Source organism: Nocardia brasiliensis ATCC 700358, from assembly GCF_000250675.2.
Classification (GTDB): Bacteria; Actinomycetota; Actinomycetes; order Mycobacteriales; family Mycobacteriaceae; genus Nocardia; species Nocardia brasiliensis_B.
Window position 1 is genome coordinate 6821179 of sequence record NC_018681.1, and the last position, 18109, is coordinate 6839287.

An 18109-nucleotide genomic window follows, 5' to 3' on the forward strand; every position below is an offset into this window, starting at 1 on the left:
CGAGCTCACCACAGACCAACAACCCACCAGAGAAGTAAGGAAATTCGATGAGGTTCAACCGTGCCCTGCGACTCGGTGTCGGAGCGATCGCTCTGACGCTCACCGCCATGACCGCCACCGCGTGTGGCGGCGGCGAGACCAAGTCGGCCCTGGACAACGCCAAGGGCGGCAAGATCACGATCGGCATCAAGTTCGACCAGCCGGGCCTCGGTCTGCGGGACAAGGACGGGTCCTACAGCGGATTCGACGTCGAGGTCGCCAAGTACGTGGCGGACAAGCTCGGCGTGAAGCCCGACGGCATCACCTGGAAGGAAGCCCCGTCCGGCCAGCGCGAGACGCTGATCGAGAACGGCCAGGTCGATTACATCGTCGGCACCTATTCGATCACCGACGCCCGCAAGCAGAAGATCGACTTCGCCGGCCCGTACTACGTTGCCGGACAGTCGTTCCTGGTGCGTGCCGACAACAACGACATCTCCAGCCCGGAAAGCCTCAAGGGCAAGAAGGTCTGCTCGGTGAAGGGCTCCACCCCGGCCCAGAACATCGAGAAGAACTTCAAGGACACCCAGCTGCAGACCAACGACACCTACTCGCTGTGCCTCGAGGGCCTGCGCGCCGGTTCGTGGGACGCGGTGACCACCGACGACATCATCCTGGCCGGCTACGCCGCGCAGAGCACCGGCGCGTTCAAGGTCGTCGGCAAGCCGTTCACCACGGAGAACTACGGCATCGGCCTGAAGAAGGGCGACAAGGAGTTCCGCGACAAGGTGAACGACGCGATCGAGGCGATGTTCGCCGACGGCTCCTGGAAGAAGGCGTTCGACGCCACCGTCGGCAAGTCCGGCTACCAGGCGCCGGAGCCGCCGAAGGTCAACCGGTACTGAGCATTTCCTCCTGCACGGGTGGCCCGGTCCTACCGGTCCGGGCCACCCGCCGCATTTCCCTTGCACATCGAGACCCGATCGGAGGGACGCGTACGCCGTGTTCGACCTGATCTCGAGGTATGACGACCAAATCCTCGACGCCTTCTGGGTGACCATCAAACTGACCGTCGCGTCGGCGGTCGGCGCGCTGATCCTGGGCACATTCGTCGCCGCGTTGCGCGTGTCCCCGGTGCCCATCGCTCGCGCGGTCGGCACAGCCTACGTCACCATTTTCCGTAACACCCCACTCACGCTGATCATCGTGTTCATGTCGCTCGGCCTGTACACCACGATGGGCTGGAAGCTCGCAGGCGAAGGACCGAATTCGGTCGCCGAGAACAACTTCCGCTTCGCCGTGCTCGGACTCAGCATCTACACCGGCGCATTCGTGTGTGAATCGCTGCGCTCGGGCATCAACACCGTGGCCATGGGCCAGTCCGAGGCCGGTCGTTCGCTCGGCCTGACCTTCACCCAGAATCTGCGGCTCATCGTGCTGCCGCAGGCTTTCCGGTCGGTCATCGCGCCGCTGGGCAGCGTGCTCATCGCGCTGACCAAGAACACCACGATCGCCTCGGCGATCGGCGTGGTCGAGGCCGCGACCCTGATGGCGAACATCAACGAGAACGAGGCCGCGGTGGTCGCCGTCGGCGCCATCTTCGCGCTCGGTTTCGTCATCCTGACCCTGCCCACCGGCCTGTTCTTCGGCTGGCTGGCCAAACGATACGAGGTGGCTCGATGAGCGCTGCGTCTTCGGTGCTGTTCGACGCACCGGGCCCCCGCGGACGTATCCGGCACTACATCTACTCGGTCGTGGTCATCGCCGCCGTAGCGGCGTTCCTGTGGGTGCTCTACAGCGGCTTCGCCGACAAGGGACAGTTCACCGCCGAGAAGTGGAAGCCGTTCCTCGAGGCGGACGTCTGGACGACCTACCTGCTGCCGGGTTTGCAGGGCACGATCGTCGCGGCCTTGCTGTCGATCGTCTTCGCGCTGATCATCGGCATGGTCTTCGGCATCCTGCGGATGTCGGATCACCGCTGGGTGCGCTGGATCGCCGGCGCGGTCGTGGAGGTCTCCCGGGCCATCCCGGTGCTGATCCTGATGATCTTCCTGTTCGCCCTGTTCTCCAAGAACAAGGTGTTCAAGGTCGACGATCTGGCGCTGGCGGCCGTGGTGATCGCGCTGACCGTCTACAACGGCTCGGTCATCGCCGAGATCGTCCGCGCGGGCATCAAGTCGCTGCCGCGCGGGCAGACCGAGGCCGCCGTGGCGCTCGGCATGCGCAAGAACCAGCTGATGCGGCTGATCCTGCTGCCGCAGGCGATCACCGCGATGCTGCCCGCGCTGGTCTCGCAAATGGTTGTCGCGCTGAAGGACTCGGCGCTCGGCTACCAGATCACCTACACCGAGATCGTGCGCTCCGGGCAGCAGCTCGGTGCGGCCGAACAGAACACGATCCCCTCGCTGATCATCATCGCGATCGTGATGATCGTGCTGAACAGCGCGTTGACCTTCGTGGCGACGAAGCTGGAGCAGCGGTTGCGGGCCCGTAAAAAGGCCAAGGGTGGCGGCGGCGTCGTCGCGGCCGACTCGATTCTCACCGACGCGGCACCCGGAGTGGACCTCGCCGGTAAGAAGTAATTCGACAAGTCGAATGCGCTGGAACGGATTACCGTTCCAGCGCATTCGTCGTTTTCCGGGCACGACCCGGGTGGGCCTGCGGCGGGTCGTCATTTCGGGTGACGCCGTGCGATCGACACCGTCGATACGATCAGACGTGTGCACATAGGACCGCGGGTCTCCGGTTTACTGGCGTTTATCGTGCTGCTCCTGGTCGCCGGCGCGACCGCGTGGGAGCAACAGCCACACGGGCATCGCCCCGAGTCCGCGCCGGCCGAGGCGTTCAGTGCCGCACGGGCGATGCGGATCGTCGAGGAGATCGCGCAGCGGCCGCATCCGGTCGGCACACCCGAGCACGACCGGGTCCGCGACCATCTCGCCGGCGAGCTGCGCACGCTCGGATTGGACACCGAGATCCAGGAGGGCGTCGGCCGCTACCCCGCCGGCGTCGTGCGCGACGTGCTGGGCATGGGCCGGGTCGCGAACATCATCGCCCGGCTGCCCGGCACGAACTCGACGGGCACGGTTTTCCTTACCGCGCACTATGATTCGGTCGCGTCCGGGCCCGGCGCGAACGACGACGGCGTAGGCGTCGCGGCGATCCTGGAGACCGTTCGCGCCCTGCGCGCCGCGGGCACCACGGTGCGCAACGACGTGGTCGTGCTGCTCACCGACGGCGAGGAACCGGGACTGCTCGGCGCGGAAGCCTTCGTCGCCGCGGGCATGGACGGCAGGAAAACCGGCGTGGTCGTCAACCACGAGGCGCGCGGCGCCGGCGGTCCGGTCCTGATGTGGCGGGTCACCCATCCCGACGGTGCGCTGGTGCGGGCCGTCGCGAACGCCGCCCCGCACCCCAACACCGACTCGCTGACCACCACCCTGGCCGGCGCGCAGACGAGCAGCAACACCGACTACGCGTCCTTCGAGCCGGGCGGGCTGCGGGTGCTCGACTGGGCCTACGCCGGGCGAAGTGCTTACTACCACAACCGATTCGACGATCCCGCCCATGTCGATCCGGCGACGGTGCAGCAGATGGGCGACAACAGCCTGGCCCTGGTCCGCGAACTCGGCGACGACGATCTCACCGCGGCCGATGACGTCGATCGCTCCTACTTTCAACTGCCGTTCGGGGTGCTGATCGTCCTGCCGATCTGGGTGATGTTCGTCCTCGCCGTCGCGACCATCGTGGTGGTGGCACTGGTGGTGTGGCAGTACCTGCGCGCGGGCGAGACCAGCCTGCGCCGCGTGCTCGGTTCCGGTGCGACGGCCTTGCTCACCGCGCCGATTGCCACCGGTGCGGTGTACGGGATGTGGGAGCTGCTGAAGGTCATCCGGCCGGAGTATCGCCCGCTGTTCGTCGACCCGTATCGACCCGAATTCTTTTATGTCGCAATCCTTGCCGTCTCGGCCGCGGTGCTGTTCGCCTGGTTCGCGCTCGCCCGGCGACTGTTCGGCGCCGACGCCACGGCGGCCGGATTGCTGAGCTGCCTTGCCCTGTTGGGCGGTGTGCTCACCGTCCTCGCCCCCACCACCGGCCATCTACTGGTGGTGCCCGCTTTCGCGGCCGCGGTCGGTGTGGGGATCACGTTCGCGGTGCCCGAGCGGTGGCGACTCCCCGTGCTCACCGTGTTCCTGATTCCGGCGGCGATCTTCCTCGGCAGCGCGACCTGGCCCGCACTGCAGACCGGCATCACCACCGCGCCGTTCCTGGTGGCACCGGCGGTCGCACTCGTCGGCGGTCTGCTGCTGCTCACGCTCACGAAAACCTGGCCCGCACAGCGTGGTTGGGCCATTCCCGGGGTAGCGCTACTGCTCGCCGTCGCGCTCGCGGCCACCGGATTGATGGTCGATCGTTTCGATGAGCGGCATCCGCTGACCTCGCAGCTCGTTTACGCCTTCGACGCCGATCGCAACGAGGCGCAATGGATTTCCAGGGAATCACCCGACCGTTGGACGCGCGAGCTGGTCGGCGCGGCGACGCCCGGCCCCCGGTTCACCCAACTCTGGCCGAATATCGGCGCCAGTGGCCCGGCGCCTGTTGCGGCACTGTTGCCACCGGTCGCCGAAATCCTTTCCGACACCACGGCTTCCGATCAACGAACCGTTAAGCTGCGGATCCGGTCGCAGCGCGACGCCACGATCATCGATCTGCGCTACGAGACCGCCCCACGGTCCCTGCGCGTCGCGGGCCGCGAGGTGACCGAGCCGCCTGCGAAAGGTATTCACTTCAACGCACCGCCGCGCGAAGGGATCGAAATCGAACTCACCGTTCCCGCGGGTGCCCTCGCGCTCGACGTCGTCGACTACACCTACCTTCCCGAATCCCAGCTGACGGTGCTCCCGCCGGTTCCCGGCGACATCTACTTCCGGCAGGACAGCTCGGCGGCCGTGTTCACCGCGGTCCGCGGGTTGTGATGCTGGGCGGGGCAGCGCCAGTCCTCCCGGTCCGCACCAGCTCCTATGGCTCGCAACAGCTCCCGCAGCCCGCGGCGAGTTCCCGCAGCCCGCACCGGTTCGGCCCCTGAGTAGAGCACCCGGAACCGGTCCGATCACCGGCATCGCGACCATCGTCGCGGTCTCGCCGCGGTCGCGATCGGCCTCGTCGTCATGGCGATCGGTAAGCCGCCTCGGGCGCAGCGCTGTGGCAGTTCCGCACGTTGTCAGGACCTCACCAGTTCCCCGGACCCGCACCGGTTCTCGGACTTCGCGCCTCTCTGCAGGTACTGAGCGGGGCGAAACCATAGAACGGGTGCAGATTTCGCGTCTTCGGTGGGCGGCTACCAGGGCAGCGCGACGCCGTCGCGGAAGAAGCCGCCGGTCGGTCCGTCCGGTCCGAGGGTTGCGGCCCAGACAACACCTTTCGCGCTTTCCTGGGGGCTGCGAGCGTTGTCTTCGTCGCCGGTCTCGGGGTGGGTGGCCGTCTCGCCGGGGCACACGGCATTGACCAGCACACCGGTACGTGCGAAAGCACTGGCGAGCTTGACGGTCAGTGCGTTGAGCGCGCTCTTCGACAGCGAGTAGCCCGGCAACAAACCACCGATCCAGGGATCGGACAGTCCGTCCGCGAACGATCCCGCCGCGCTCGATACGTTGACGATGCGACCATGGCCGGACTCACACAGCAAGGGCGCGAAAGCAGCGCAGGTGTGCCAAGGACCGAAGAAGTTCACCTCTAACGCGTCTCGAGCCCGCGCCATATCGGCCGTCAACAACAACTGGTCGATATCGAACCCGCCCGCGGCATTGTTGATCAGCACATCGAGGGTGCCGAACTTGTCGCGGACGAACTCGACACTTTTCGCGATACCGACCGGGTCGGTCACATCGAGTTGCGTGGCACACACCGAAAGCCCCTCCGCGGTAAGCAGTTCGGCGAGCGGTTCGGTCCGGCTCAGATCACGGCCGGTGACGATGACCTGGTGACCCCGGACAGCGAGTTCGCGAGCAACGGCGATGCCGAGACCCTGCGCGCGGCCGACGCCGGTGACGAGCGCGACCTTAGACTTCAGCACGTCCTGAGCACTGTCGGTTGGGTTGTTCATGCGACGAGTATCGACACGGGCACTGGCGTCGTTCTTGCAGTGCGCTGGCGTGCCGGACGAACCAGGGTCTCGCGGCGCGAACCTACCTGCCCGCGCTGGTGAGCGAGGTCCGCGCACTGCGTGCACGCCTGGACCGCGAGCCGTCGTGAGTGGCCGCTGCCATTGGCCCGGATCAGTTCAGCTACACGTTGTTCGGACGAAATTGGGCAGCCGGGTGGATATCAAGCCGTGCAGGTCAAGACATCTTCGATCGAGGTCACCGATTCGAGCTGTTCGTCGCTCAACCGATTGATCTTCGCCTTCAACGCTTGCGCTTCCGGCGTGGTCGGCAGACCACCGGACCACACCCACGGCAGGCACAATTCGTAGCCGCAGCGGGCGCGAGCACTGTAGCGGTGCCGATTGCGCGCCACCACCGACGCCACCCGCACCGCATGCTCGTTCCGCGGCGGCACGCCGGGCCGATCGATCTCCCGCGCCGAAAACCGGAACCCATCCATCAATGCGCAACGCGCACAGCCACTCGGCCCCGACCCCAGCATCTCCCCGCATTCCGCGCAGTCGAGCAGGTCCAGCGCCGCATCCACCACCCGCCACTCGAACGCCCCCGGATCGTCCACCACCAGCCGAGCCAACTCCACCTCCTCCCCGCTCCCCGCCCGCACCCCCTGCTCCCCCAACAACTCCCCCCACACCCGATCAATACTCTCCTCCACCTCCCGCAACGCCGCCGCCGACGCACCCCCACGCGGCAACACCCCATAACGCCTCATCCCCCGACCGTACCCACCCCACCCTCACCCCCGCCCACGATTTTCCGCCACCCCTGAACAGCCATGAGTGACAGGGCCACCACCTGTTCCTCGCACCGAATTCTGCCGATAACCAGGTGGTTCATGCCGCGTGGGGCAATCATCACACCCTGCCCGTGCGCTATTGTGAACGCGTGAGCGCCGAACGTGACGAGCTGCTGCGCCTGGTCCGTGAGATCCCGGATGAACAGGTGCCGGAGGTTCTCGCCGATGTGCGTAAACATCTCTATGCTGTGCCGTCCCCCACGTGGCCGCCGGACTGGTTCGGCAGCGCCGAAGGTGACGGCACCGCGTACGGCGCCAGAAGCGAGGAACTGCTGGGTGACGGCTTCGGCCAGTCCGCATGATCGTTTGCGATACCGGGCCACTCGTCGCGGCTGCTTTCAGAAGTGATCCCGACTATCACGCCTGTACTGAACTGTTCACGTCACTCTTCCTCGCCAACCGACCTATCCTCATCCCGACACCGATCCTCGGTGAAGTCGGCTACCTCCTGGGTCGCCTGGCCGGTGCTAAAACCGAGGCCGGGTTTCTCCGATCCTTGGCTTCAGGGGTTTTCGCTCCGATCGCACCGGAGAGCGAGGACTATCAGCGGGCAGCAGAATTAGTCGAGCAGTATGCAGACTTCCCGCTGGGAACGTGTGACGCGACGGTGATCGCTGTCGCCGAACGTCTCGGCATCACCGAGGTCGCCACTCTGGACAAACGACATTTCAGCGTCGTACGGCCACGGCACACGGCGGCGTTGACATTGCTGCCGTGAAATCCTCAACACAGTGGCCGGTCAGAGAGAGCGTGGCCGTAGCGCACTTCGCATGCGAACTGTTGCGGTAGCAACCTGGTCGAGGTGGGGAAGCCGACGCTCTCACGAGGGGTCGGCGACTACTCCGCGCACCGTGTGCAGGTACTCGGCGATCGAGTCCCGATTGCGGGTAAGGCAATTGATGCGCTGGGTCAGGTTTTTGTGCTCGCGTTCCAGGACGGCGAGCATTTCAGGAGTCGGATGGTCGAAGTAGATGCTGCGGGGTTTGTCCAGGCAGGGCAGGATCTGACCGATGATCCGGGTGGGCAGCCCAGCGTCTAGCAGTCCCTTGATCTGCAGGACCCGGTCGACATGACCTTCCTCGTACTCACGGTAGCCGTTGAAGGAACGCCCGGGCGTGATCAGCTGCTGTTCCTCGTAGTAGCGAAGTCTGCAAGCGAAGGTGCGGACCACCGCGACCCGATTCCGAGTCAGGCGTCGAAACGCGTGTCGAGGTCGGTGGTGTCGAAGGAGGCTTCGGCGAGTTCGGATTTGACTACGGCGAAGGCGGTGGATTGGTTGTAGCCGCGGCGGGCGAGCATGCCGACGAGGCGGCGCAGGGCTTTTTCCCGGTCGAGGGTGGTGGGGAGGGTGCGGAGTTTGCGGCGGACCAGGTCGCGGGCGCGGGATTCTTCGTCGTCGTCGGTGATGGCGTCCAGGGCGGGAGCCGCGTCGGCCTGGTCGACGCCTTTGCGGCGAAGTTCTTGGGCGAGTGCCTGTTTACCCTTGCCGGAGAAGGTGTGCCGGGAATGGACCCACTGTTCGGCGAAGGCGGCGTCGTCGATGAGGCCGACCTCGGTGAGCCGGTCCAGTGCGCGATCGGTGACGTCGGCGGTGTAGCCCTTGGCTGCCAGACGCTGAGCGAGTTCGGCACGGCTGCGGGCGCGGACGGCGAGCAGGCGCAGACACGCCTCTTTGGCCTGCTCGACCGTCCCGCCTGGCGGAGTCTGCTCCGTGGAGCGCGCACCCCGCTCGGATCCGGCCGCCACCGGATCCGCCCATCGGCTTTCACTACGTTCGATATCAGCCGAGTGGGAATCTGTGTGCGGGAACGCCTTCCGGCGTCCGCGACGGGACGAGTCCGCGCGGGACCCGGTCGAACGCGCCCGCTGCGGATCGGGCGCGCTCGACCGAGTTCCCATGGTGTCCTGTTCGGCCGAACCACCTTCGGCCGACGGGACTCGTCCGGGTTCCTGTCCGCCGAGCCGAGATCCAACCGGATCGGTGGCGGCACCAGAGGCAGACAGGAGTTCTTGGAGCCGGCGCCGCATCTCCTGCACCGGTTCGGACCGCGACTCATCGGGCGCAGTCCGGCGCGGTTGGGGCGAGCGCCGGCCGTTCATCGGATCAGAAATCGGCGGGAACCTCGGCGGCCGGGGCGCTCACATCGGCGCCGATGCCGAGCTTCTCCTTGATCTTCTTCTCGATCTCGTCCCGCACATCGGTGTTCTCCAGCAGGAACTTCCGGGCGTTCTCCTTGCCCTGGCCGAGCTGGTCGCCCTCGTAGGTGTACCAGGAGCCGGACTTGCGCACGAAGCCGTGCTCGACGCCCATGTCGATGAGCGAGCCCTCCTTGGAGATGCCGTGGCCATAGAGGATATCGAACTCGGCCTGCTTGAACGGCGGGCTGACCTTGTTCTTCACGACCTTGACGCGGGTACGGTTGCCGACCGCGTCGGTGCCGTCCTTGAGCGTCTCGATGCGGCGCACGTCGAGGCGGACCGAGGCGTAGAACTTCAACGCCTTACCACCCGTGGTGGTTTCGGGCGAGCCGAACATGACGCCGATCTTCTCGCGCAGCTGGTTGATGAAGATCGCGGTGGTGTTGGAGTTGCTGAGCGCACCGGTCATCTTGCGCAGCGCCTGGCTCATCAGGCGGGCCTGCAGGCCGACGTGGCTGTCACCCATCTCGCCCTCGATCTCGGCGCGCGGCACCAGCGCGGCCACCGAGTCGATGACGATGATGTCGATGGCGCCGGACCGCACCAGCATGTCGGCGATCTCCAGCGCCTGCTCACCGGTGTCCGGCTGCGAGACGAGCAGCGCGTCGGTGTCGACACCCAGCTTCTTTGCGTATTCCGGGTCGAGCGCGTGCTCGGCGTCGATGAAGGCCGCGATGCCGCCCTGCGCCTGCGCGTTGGCCACCGCGTGCAGCGCCACCGTGGTCTTACCCGAGGATTCCGGGCCGTAGACCTCGATGATGCGGCCGCGCGGCAGGCCGCCGATGCCGAGCGCGACATCCAGCGAGATGGAACCGGTGGGGATCACCGCGAGCGGCTGACGTACTTCTTCGCCGAGGCGCATGACCGCACCCTTGCCGAAGCTCTTCTCGACCTGAGCCAGTGCGAGTTCGAGAGCCTTGTCGCGGTCGTACGCCTGTGGTGCCATGTCCTGATCCCCTTTTCGACGGGTAAGTCTCTGCTGTGGTTGGCGCCAACATTAGAGGGCGGCACCGACAAGTTCTGGCGCCAAGGTTAGACGAACAGATGTTCGAGTCAAGCGACGCGCCCGGCAACACGCGATCCGAGTTCTGTGTCCTCGGCAAACGCGGCGCGATCACCGCCCCGGCGCGACCCGCTGGCTGTCGAGCAGCGTCTGCGCCTGTTTCAGGACCCGCAGCGAGGGCGTGACCTCCAGGTCGGTGATGCCGTCCAGCGCGCCGAGCCGCTCGGTGATGTAGCGGTAGAGATGGGGCGTGTCGCGGCACAGGACGGAGGCGAACAGGTTGGTCGGCCCGGTGGTCGCGGCCACGAAAACGATCTCCGGGTGCGTCGCCATCGCCCGCCCCACCGCGTCCAGCTCGGCCGGGCGCACCCGCAGCCACAGGCCGCCGCGCACGGTGAACCCCATCCGTTCCACCGCGAAGTCGAGATCGAAGTACAGCACGCCCGCCCGTTCCAGCTCGGCCATCCGGCGCGCGACTCGTGGTGCGGTCCAACCGGTTTCGGCCGCGATCTGGGCGTAGGGCGCGCGTCCGTCCCGGCCGAGCAACGCGAGCATGGCCTCGTCCTCGGCGGACAGGTCCACCGGCAGGTCCGGCCCGAACTCCTCGCCCACCGAACGCGCCGAACCCGACGCGCAACCCGACCGCTGCCCCAGCGCGCACAGCTGCTGCTCGGTGAACAGGTGACCGAAGCGCGGCCATTCCTCGTCGGCCGGGAACCGGTGCATCACCTCGTGCGCGGTCACCCCCAGCACCTGGCTCGCCTTCGGCAGCGTGTGCAGCAGCAGCGCGTCGCGCCGTTCGATCGAGCGCGGCCGGCTCACACACGTCACCTCGGAGCCGGTGGACAGCAGCGTCACCCAGCTCAGATCCGGGAATCTGGCCAGGGATTCGGCCAGTCGCAGCGCTTTGTCGGGCGTCGAGCGGATCCGCAGCACCCAGCGCGCGTGCCCGAGCGGCACCGCGTTCACCTGCCCCGAGACGTGCAGGATCCCACGCTGGCGCAGCGCGCGATAGCGGCGTGCGACCGTCTGCTCGGAGACGTCGAGGAGGGCGCCGAGCTTGGCGAACGGAATTCTGGCGTCGCACACCAGCGCGTGCACGATCTGCTTGTCGAGCACGTCGAGCGCGGAGGATTCCACGGACCCATCGGACTGCATGGGAGGAATCTAACGCAAGGCCCCGCCTGGCTAGGTGGATGCGTTCGATTGTCGCACGCTTGGCGACGATATCGTTCGATTCCGCCATGGAGGCTCCCGTGAGGAAATGGCTCCCCCTGTTCGCCGCGTGTCTCGGCACGTTCATGTTGCTCATCGACGTCACGATCGTGAACGTCGCACTGCCCGACATCGCCGTCGATCTGCGCGCCGGGCTGTCCAGCCTGCAGTGGGTGGTGGACGGGTACGCGCTGGCGCTGGCCGCGCTGCTGCTCGTGCTCGGCTCGCTCGCCGACCGGGTCGGCGCGAAACGCGCCTACCTCGCCGGTCTCGTCTTGTTCGCCGTGGCCTCCCTCGGCTGCGGTGTCGCCGGTACCGCGACGAATCTCATTGCGGGCCGGGTACTTCAGGGCGTCGGCGGCGCGGCCATGTTCGCGACCACGCTGTCGCTGCTGCACGCCACCTACACCGGGCGCGACCGCGGTATCGCGTTCAGCATCTGGGGCGCGGTGACCGGCGCCGCGGCCGGGATCGGCGTGGTGCTCGGCGGCGTGCTGACCGACCTGTTGTCGTGGCGCTGGATCTTCTTCGTCAACCTGCCGATCGCCGTGCTCGCTATCGCGTTGACCGCCACGGTGTTTCCGGCCTCGGCCCGCCGCGGTGATCGCGCGGTGGACGTACCGGGCATACTCGCGTTCGCCACCGCCGCGACGGCGCTCACCTACGGGGTGATCCGCGGCGGCGAGCACGGCTGGTCGGACGGTCTCGCCGTGCTCGCGCTGGTACTGGGCGTCGCGGCGCTCGGGGGGTTCGCGCTCGTCGAATCCCGCAGCGACGCACCGATGTTCCCCTTGGGCCTGCTACGCAACCGCGTCTTCGGGGCGACGCTGCTCGGTGCGAGCGGCCAGACCTTCGCGGCCTTCGCGTGCACGCCCCTGGTGTCGCTCTGGCTGCAGCAGCAGTTGCGGATGACGCCGTTGCACGCGGGACTGGCCCTGTTACCGATGGCTGCGACTGCCTTTCTGGTCGCCGCGGTGTTCGGCCGCTTCCTGCACGATGTCGAACCGAAGTGGACGATCGGCGCCGGACTGGTCGTGATCGGCGCGGGGACCGGGCTGCTCACCTTGATCGGGCCCGGATCATCCTGGACCGCACTGGTTCCCGGCTTCGTGGTGCTCGGCGCCGGCGTCGGCATCAACGCGCCCGCGCTCGTCTCCGTGGGCATGGCCGCGGTGCCGCCGCAGCAGGGTGGCACCGCGGCGGGCGCGGTGAACACCGCGCGCCAGCTCGGCCTCGCCCTCGGAGTCGCCGTGCTGGGCACGGTGTTCCGCGGCGTCGCGGGGCCGGCGCAGCCGCTGTCGTTGTCCCGGTTCGTCGCGGGCCTGGACGCCGCGTTCATGGTGGCCGCGGGCGTCGGCCTGGTCTTCGGGTCGGCCGCCTTCGTCCTCTTCCATCGGGCGCGGACCGCCGCCACCTCCGGCGCACCGGATCGAGAAGCGGTCGCCGCCTGACGGTTTCGCACGGGTGGTGCCGTCCCGGCCGGGACGGCACCACCCGTCGTCACTGTTGCGGGAGCACCGAAGTGTCGCCCTCGGGACGAGGCCCGTGGATGCGGCGATCGGATTCGGCGATGGCGACATCGTTGATGCTGGCCTCCCGGCGCGACATCAGCCCCTCCGGGGTGAACTCCCACTGTTCGTTGCCGTAACTGCGCCACCATCGGCCGGATTCGTCGTGCCATTCGTATTGGAAGCGCACCGCGATGCGGTTGCCTTCGAACGCCCAGAGATCTTTGCGCAGGGCGTAGCCGTTCTCCACCGACCATTTGCGGGTGAGGAATTCGACGATGGCGGCGCGGCCGGTGAAGAACTCGTCGCGATTACGCCACACCGAATCCGCGGTGTAGGCCGCGGCCACCCGCTCCGGATCGCGGGTGTTCCAGGCGTTCTCGGCGGCCAGCACCTTCGCCTTGGCGGATTCGAGATCGAAGGGAGGCAGTGGGGGTCGCATGGACGTTTCCTTTCTCAGGGGTTGGCCGGGGACAGTTCCGGTGCGGTCCACCGGAGCGGGCCGGTGGGGTGGTCGAGCACCTCGGTGATGGTGAATTCGATCGAGCATTGCGCGCCGGGCGCGGAAGTCGGCGGCGCCCAAACCAATTCGGCGGTGCCGGTGAGCTGGAGCGCACCGCCGGTGGCCCAGTTCGGGACGAGCAGCCCACAGTGCGGATTGACCTCGATATTGCCGAGCGTCATGAACATCGAGTTGCCGCGATAGTCGGGCCAGCGCAGCCGGGTCGGGGAAAGCACCTCCAGGAAGCCGGGATTGCCGCCGCGGTGCGAGGCGTCGGCGTTTCCGTCGGCGTCGGCGGTGGCGGTGAAGAACGTGTCGGCCGCCGCGATCGCCGCCCGCTGTCCCGCATCGAGTGCCGTGCTGTGGCGCGGCGACTGCGTCGCCCCCGGCTGGTAGGACTCGATCTCTCTGCGGGATATGTACTTCGGGCAATTGGAGTAGACCTGGTCGGTCACGATCCGCAGGCCCGCGCCGTCAGGGGCGACCGTGCCGTTGACGCGCATCCGCCTGCGCCGCTGCGGTTGCAGGGCAATCATGCCGATGCGTGCGGTGCCGGTCAACGTGTCCCGCAACGGATCTCCGACCACGGGCCGCGCCGCGACGGCAATCGTTCCCGCGTCCACGGCGTGGATGAAGCCGGGCGGGCCGACCAGCTCGCTCGCCCACAGTCTGCCCGCCGCGTCCGCGGCGGCGATCACCAGCATCGGCTGCTCGGCGAGGAAGGCCGCGGCGACGGCCGGGATGTCGGCGCGGATCATCCGGCCGACCCGCCCGGCGATCTCCGCCTGGCCCATCCGCTGCTGGACGGCCAGCTCACCGGAGTGGAAGGGGGCCATCGCATTACTCCTGTCCGAGAGGTGCTGCGATAGGCGGAACTGCCCACCGCAGCGTGCAACGGTCCTGCGGCTCAGAAGAATCCACAGGTGGGCGCGGAACCGGCGGGCGCGGGCGCGCATTCGGCGCCGGCGGGCGCGTAGACCTCGAGCCGGATGCCGTCGGGGTCGGTGAAGAAGATGCCGCCTGAGCTCGCGCCCTCGCTGTGCGCGACGACGCCGTCGTGCGCGAACGACACCGACCGCTCGCGCAGCACCGCCTCGACCGCCCGCACCTGGTCCATGGTGTCCACCTGGAACGAAAGATGATGCAGTCCGGGCGTTTCGGTGCCGAACTCACCGGTGCTCTGTTCCCACAGGGTCACCATCACCTTGCCGTCGATACCCAGGAACGCCCACTTGCGGTCGTCGCCGGTGCTCGCGGCCACCTGCTCGAAACCCAGTGCACTGCGGTAGAAGTCGACCGAACGCGCCAGATCGGCGACGTTGAGCCCGATGTGCCCGGTGACGAGCGTGGGCGCGGCGACTGCGGTCATGTGTTCCTCCTCAAACCGGCCAAACCGTCTTAATCGGTTTGACTGGTTAGAACATAACCAGGGCGCGACGCGGCGTCAACCAGTAAAATTAATATAGACAGTTAGAATGACACTGATGCCCAAGCCCGCCGCAGGAGGTCGATACCCTCAGTCATGCACGATCCCCGTCCCCACCTCGGCGAACCGCTGGCCCTCGACCTGCTGGACACGCGGTGGAACAAGCACGGACAGCTGCAGGACCTGCTCACCGACGTAACCGGTCTGGCCATCTGGCTGTCCTCGGCGGGGCTGACCGACCGGGCGCAGGCCGACGCGGCGACCCTGGCCGCGACCCTGGCGGCGCGCGCCGCCATCTACGACGTCGTCCAGCACGCCACGCACGACGCGCTGAACGAGGTACTCGACCACGGCCGCATCCGGCGCACCCTCACCGACGCCGGTCCCGCGGAGGTCGTCGAAGTGCCCGATCCGGCCTGGCTACCCGCCTGGCTCGCGGCCGACAATCTGCTGCGGCTGCTCGCCGACGCGCCGGACCGTATCCGGCAGTGCGCCCACGCCGACTGCGTGCTGTTCTTCTTCGACACCTCGAAGAACGGCACCCGCCGCTGGCACTCGATGGCGACCTGCGGCAACCGCACCAAAGCGGCCCGGCACTACGCGAAAAAGACCTGACCTCAGAACAATTCGTCGAGCAGGCGGTAGTACTCCAGCCGCACGGGATCGGGCTCGGCCAGGCCGTAGGCGGCGAAGAAGGCCGTCACTTCCGCCGCACCGAAATCGTCACGCAGATCCCGCACGGCCAGCGCGAGATCGCGATAGCGGTCGGCGACGCCGAGCGCGCCGACATCGAGCAGGATCGCGCCTTCGAGCACGTTGGCGGGCGTGAAATCGCCGTGCGCCACCACGAGATCCGGCTCGGCCGGGCGCTCGGCGAGCAGCCGCTCGAGCACCTGCTCGGGCGAGGAGTCCTGGTTGTCGTCGTCGAAATCGTCGGCGTCGACCAAACCTTCGATCACCTGCCGCCGGGCCTGCGCCAAGACGAGATCGAGCCGTCCGTCGAACGGGCACTCGGCGATCGGGATGCCGTGCAGGGTACGCAGCAGCGTGCCCATGATCGTGCCGACCGAGTCCGCGCCGGTCCCGGATTCGCCACGCACGGCCAGGCTCGGCACGCCCGCGTCGGCGAGCACCAGCACGTCCTCGGCGTAGACGGTGATCTCAGGTAGTCGAATCCCGCGCTCGCCCAACCAGTTCAGCCGCTGTTGTTCGGCTACCGCGCGTGGGCCCCGCTTCACCCAGTAGGTCCCGTTGACGAACGAGACGCCCCCGCTCATCCCTTCGTGCTCGTCGGACCAGGTCGGCGCCTCGCCGAGCACCGCGGCGACCGCGGGCGGCAGCGAAATCGGCAGCGCGGACAGGGTTTCCAGCGCCACTCTGGTGGACTCGATCTCCTCCGGATCTCCTTCGGCGATCCGCAAGTCGAGCGCTTCCCGCAACAGGGTGTGCGCCTCGTCGAGCCGATTCTGTTCGGCCAGCGCCTTGCCGAGATGCTGCACGGCGAACGACAGCACGTCGGGCGCGGCGGCCCGCGCATGCGCCACGGCCCGCGCGTACAGCGTCTCCGCGGTGACCGCGTCGCCCTGGTAGCGGTACACGTCGCCCAGATTGATCCACACGGTGATCCGGCGCTGTTCGGTGTCCACGAGTTCCAGCGCGCGATCCAGGTGGTCGAGGGCCTCGGCGTAGCGGCCGAGCAGCATCGCCTCGATCCCGGTCTGCCGGAACCCCGCGAAATCGGCAGGCGCGGCCGCGGCCAGGCGCGCGGCCAGCCGCTCCGAATCCACCGGGATCATCCGCTGCCGCTCGTCGAACCGATAGAGCGGCTCGTCGTGGCCCACCACCCGACCGGACACCGTCACCACCGTCCCCGCGGCACATCGAACTCCGCGCACAGGGCCCGCCACACGTCCCGCGGGTCCACGCCCGCTTCGATGGCATCGGCTCCCGTGCGCCCCAGCGCAGGGATCACGTGATCGGCCAGCAGGGCGTCGCCCCTGGCCGACCCGAACTCGGTATGCAACAGTTCCTGGAACTCCGTCAACCGCACTGTGCCCAAGATACCCGCGCCCACGCGGCCGTCCCACGGCCCCCGTTCGCGGCGGCGCGGCACCGCGCTATCCGGCCCGCACCCCGTCGAGCACTCGGTGACACAGTGCGACCGGGTCGGCCACCTCGTTCGCCGAGTCGGCCGCGGCCCGCGCGGCGACGGCGAAACTCTCGGTGGACAGAATCTCCAGGACTGCCGCGCGGACCGCTTCCGCCGTCAGCGGCCGCACCAGCAGCGAACTGCCTTGGCGAGCCGCCCGGTTGGCGAGTTCCCATTGGTCGCCGCCGCCGGGAACGGTCACCAGCGGAACCGCCGCCGAGAGGGATTTCGCGAGCAAACCGTGCCCGCCGCCGCCCACCACCACCGAAGCGTGCGTGAGCAGTTCGTCCTGACGGCCCAAACCGGCGGTGGCCCAGGCGGGCAGCTCGGCGGGCGGGGTATCGAGCATCGAGATCGCCACGCGGACACCGGCATCGGCGAGCGCGGCCAGGACGGTCTCGACCATGCCGGTCACCCCGGTGTGCGCGGTCGAAGGTGCGACCATCACCAAAGGGCCGTCCCCCGTTGGTGGTTGGAGGATTTCCGCCGTGGGCTCCCAGAACAGCGGCCCGATGACGTGCGCGTTGTCCGGCCAGTCCGGGCGTGGCACCTCCAGCGCGGGCAACGTCGCGATCAACCGCGCGGCCGGACCCGGATCGGCGGCGGGCAGCCCGACGCTTTCCCGCGCCTGTTCGCGCTGCCGCAGGCCGTGCCGGATGTCGCGGGCGGTCATCGTGCGCAGCATGCCGTCGCGCATCCGGCCGCGCAGACCGGTACCGGGCGCGAGACCACTTCCGATGGGCGGCAAAGCTTTCGACGGGAGATACAGCGGGTGCGGCGACAACTCGACCCAGGGCACGCCGAGCCGTTCCGCGGCCAGGCCACCGCCCGCGGTGAGCACGTCGGAGACCACCAGCTCCGGGAGCATCGCGCTCAGGTCGGGCAGGATCTCGGTGGAGATGTGCGCGGCGCGCTCGTGGATCCGCTGGCCGGCGTCGGTGTCGTCGTCGGCCGGACGCGGGGCCAGGCCCTTCAACCGGCGCACGCCGATACCGGCGTCGCGGGCCGCCTCGAACCAGCGCGGACCCGTGAACAGCACCGGTTCGTCGCCGGCGGCCAGGAAACGCAAGCACAACGCGATGGCGGGAAACGCATGCCCGGGATCGGGCCCCGCGACTACGGCTACTCGCATCGGCCCAGCCTGCCACACCACATAACGGCCGGGTCA

General features: G+C 68.0%; 20 protein-coding genes. 8 read left to right on the forward strand and 12 right to left on the reverse strand.

What is annotated here, in order from left to right:
* Positions 1–47: 47 nt before the first annotated feature.
* From O3I_RS30115 to O3I_RS30130, 4 genes are all read left to right on the forward strand, one after another.
* On the forward strand, positions 48–884 hold the full coding sequence (locus tag O3I_RS30115; RefSeq protein ID WP_014986799.1) for a glutamate ABC transporter substrate-binding protein: 837 nt from the start codon (positions 48–50) through the stop codon (positions 882–884).
* A 97-nt stretch (positions 885–981) separates the two neighbouring features.
* Entirely contained in the window at positions 982–1662 is a 681-nt protein-coding gene (locus tag O3I_RS30120; RefSeq protein ID WP_014986800.1) for an amino acid ABC transporter permease, read from the forward strand.
* Entirely contained in the window at positions 1659–2561 is a 903-nt protein-coding gene (locus O3I_RS30125; RefSeq protein WP_014986801.1) for an amino acid ABC transporter permease, read from the forward strand. Before O3I_RS30120 ends, O3I_RS30125 begins: the two co-directional genes overlap by 4 nt.
* A gap of 138 nt (positions 2562–2699) precedes the next feature.
* Positions 2700–4955, forward strand: coding sequence for a M20/M25/M40 family metallo-hydrolase (locus tag O3I_RS30130; RefSeq protein WP_051066791.1), 2256 nt, complete (start codon positions 2700–2702; stop codon positions 4953–4955).
* Between the two features lie 362 nt (positions 4956–5317).
* Here the strand turns inward: O3I_RS30130 and O3I_RS30135 are convergent, their stop codons facing one another.
* Both O3I_RS30135 and O3I_RS45950 read right to left on the reverse strand, forming a co-directional pair.
* Positions 5318–6082: an SDR family NAD(P)-dependent oxidoreductase gene (locus O3I_RS30135; RefSeq protein ID WP_014986803.1), complete on the reverse strand. Its 765-nt coding sequence runs from the start codon at positions 6080–6082 to the stop codon at positions 5318–5320.
* Between the two features lie 221 nt (positions 6083–6303).
* A complete protein-coding gene (locus O3I_RS45950) occupies positions 6304–6855 on the reverse strand; it encodes a hypothetical protein (RefSeq protein ID WP_041562964.1) in 552 nt (183 codons plus the stop codon).
* A gap of 173 nt (positions 6856–7028) precedes the next feature.
* Between O3I_RS45950 and O3I_RS30145 the strand changes: the two genes are divergently transcribed.
* A complete protein-coding gene (locus O3I_RS30145) occupies positions 7029–7241 on the forward strand; it encodes a hypothetical protein (protein WP_141691623.1) in 213 nt (70 codons plus the stop codon).
* Entirely contained in the window at positions 7238–7657 is a 420-nt protein-coding gene (locus tag O3I_RS30150) for a type II toxin-antitoxin system VapC family toxin (protein WP_014986806.1), read from the forward strand. The genes O3I_RS30145 and O3I_RS30150 overlap by 4 nt, the downstream gene beginning before the upstream one ends.
* 102 nt (positions 7658–7759) lie before the next feature.
* On the opposite strand, the gene O3I_RS30155 is transcribed toward O3I_RS30150, so the two are convergent.
* The 4 genes from O3I_RS30155 to O3I_RS30170 all read right to left on the reverse strand — a co-directional run bounded on the left by O3I_RS30155 (position 7760) and on the right by O3I_RS30170 (position 11299).
* On the reverse strand, positions 7760–8110 hold the full coding sequence (locus O3I_RS30155) for a MerR family transcriptional regulator (protein ID WP_014986807.1): 351 nt from the start codon (positions 8108–8110) through the stop codon (positions 7760–7762).
* A 17-nt stretch (positions 8111–8127) separates the two neighbouring features.
* Positions 8128–8685: a recombination regulator RecX gene (recX, locus tag O3I_RS30160; protein ID WP_014986808.1), complete on the reverse strand. Its 558-nt coding sequence runs from the start codon at positions 8683–8685 to the stop codon at positions 8128–8130.
* Between the two features lie 358 nt (positions 8686–9043).
* Positions 9044–10084 (reverse strand): recombinase RecA, encoded by a 1041-nt coding sequence (gene recA / locus O3I_RS30165; protein ID WP_014986809.1) that lies wholly within the window; start codon positions 10082–10084, stop codon positions 9044–9046.
* A gap of 168 nt (positions 10085–10252) precedes the next feature.
* On the reverse strand, positions 10253–11299 hold the full coding sequence (locus tag O3I_RS30170; protein ID WP_014986810.1) for an Lrp/AsnC family transcriptional regulator: 1047 nt from the start codon (positions 11297–11299) through the stop codon (positions 10253–10255).
* A 98-nt stretch (positions 11300–11397) separates the two neighbouring features.
* On the opposite strand from O3I_RS30170, the gene O3I_RS30175 reads away from it, so the two are divergent.
* Entirely contained in the window at positions 11398–12807 is a 1410-nt protein-coding gene (locus O3I_RS30175) for an MFS transporter (RefSeq protein ID WP_041564572.1), read from the forward strand.
* A 49-nt stretch (positions 12808–12856) separates the two neighbouring features.
* Here O3I_RS30175 and O3I_RS30180 read toward each other — a convergent pair whose 3' ends face one another.
* From O3I_RS30180 to O3I_RS30190, 3 genes are all read right to left on the reverse strand, one after another.
* Positions 12857–13306 (reverse strand): nuclear transport factor 2 family protein, encoded by a 450-nt coding sequence (locus O3I_RS30180; RefSeq protein WP_014986812.1) that lies wholly within the window; start codon positions 13304–13306, stop codon positions 12857–12859.
* A 14-nt stretch (positions 13307–13320) separates the two neighbouring features.
* A complete protein-coding gene (locus tag O3I_RS30185; RefSeq protein ID WP_014986813.1) occupies positions 13321–14202 on the reverse strand; it encodes a pyridoxamine 5'-phosphate oxidase family protein in 882 nt (293 codons plus the stop codon).
* 71 nt (positions 14203–14273) lie between these two features.
* Positions 14274–14735: a VOC family protein gene (locus O3I_RS30190; RefSeq protein ID WP_014986814.1), complete on the reverse strand. Its 462-nt coding sequence runs from the start codon at positions 14733–14735 to the stop codon at positions 14274–14276.
* A 153-nt stretch (positions 14736–14888) separates the two neighbouring features.
* On the opposite strand from O3I_RS30190, the gene O3I_RS30195 reads away from it, so the two are divergent.
* A complete protein-coding gene (locus tag O3I_RS30195) occupies positions 14889–15407 on the forward strand; it encodes a CGNR zinc finger domain-containing protein (RefSeq protein WP_014986815.1) in 519 nt (172 codons plus the stop codon).
* Positions 15408–15409: 2 nt separating this feature from the next.
* Here O3I_RS30195 and O3I_RS30200 read toward each other — a convergent pair whose 3' ends face one another.
* The 3 genes from O3I_RS30200 to O3I_RS30210 all read right to left on the reverse strand — a co-directional run bounded on the left by O3I_RS30200 (position 15410) and on the right by O3I_RS30210 (position 18073).
* A complete protein-coding gene (locus O3I_RS30200; protein ID WP_237748158.1) occupies positions 15410–16648 on the reverse strand; it encodes an aminoglycoside 3'-phosphotransferase in 1239 nt (412 codons plus the stop codon).
* Positions 16649–16650: 2 nt separating this feature from the next.
* Positions 16651–16842 (reverse strand): DUF3046 domain-containing protein, encoded by a 192-nt coding sequence (locus O3I_RS30205; protein WP_014986817.1) that lies wholly within the window; start codon positions 16840–16842, stop codon positions 16651–16653.
* A 67-nt stretch (positions 16843–16909) separates the two neighbouring features.
* On the reverse strand, positions 16910–18073 hold the full coding sequence (locus O3I_RS30210; protein ID WP_014986818.1) for a glycosyltransferase: 1164 nt from the start codon (positions 18071–18073) through the stop codon (positions 16910–16912).
* Between the last annotated feature and the right edge of the window lie 36 nt (positions 18074–18109).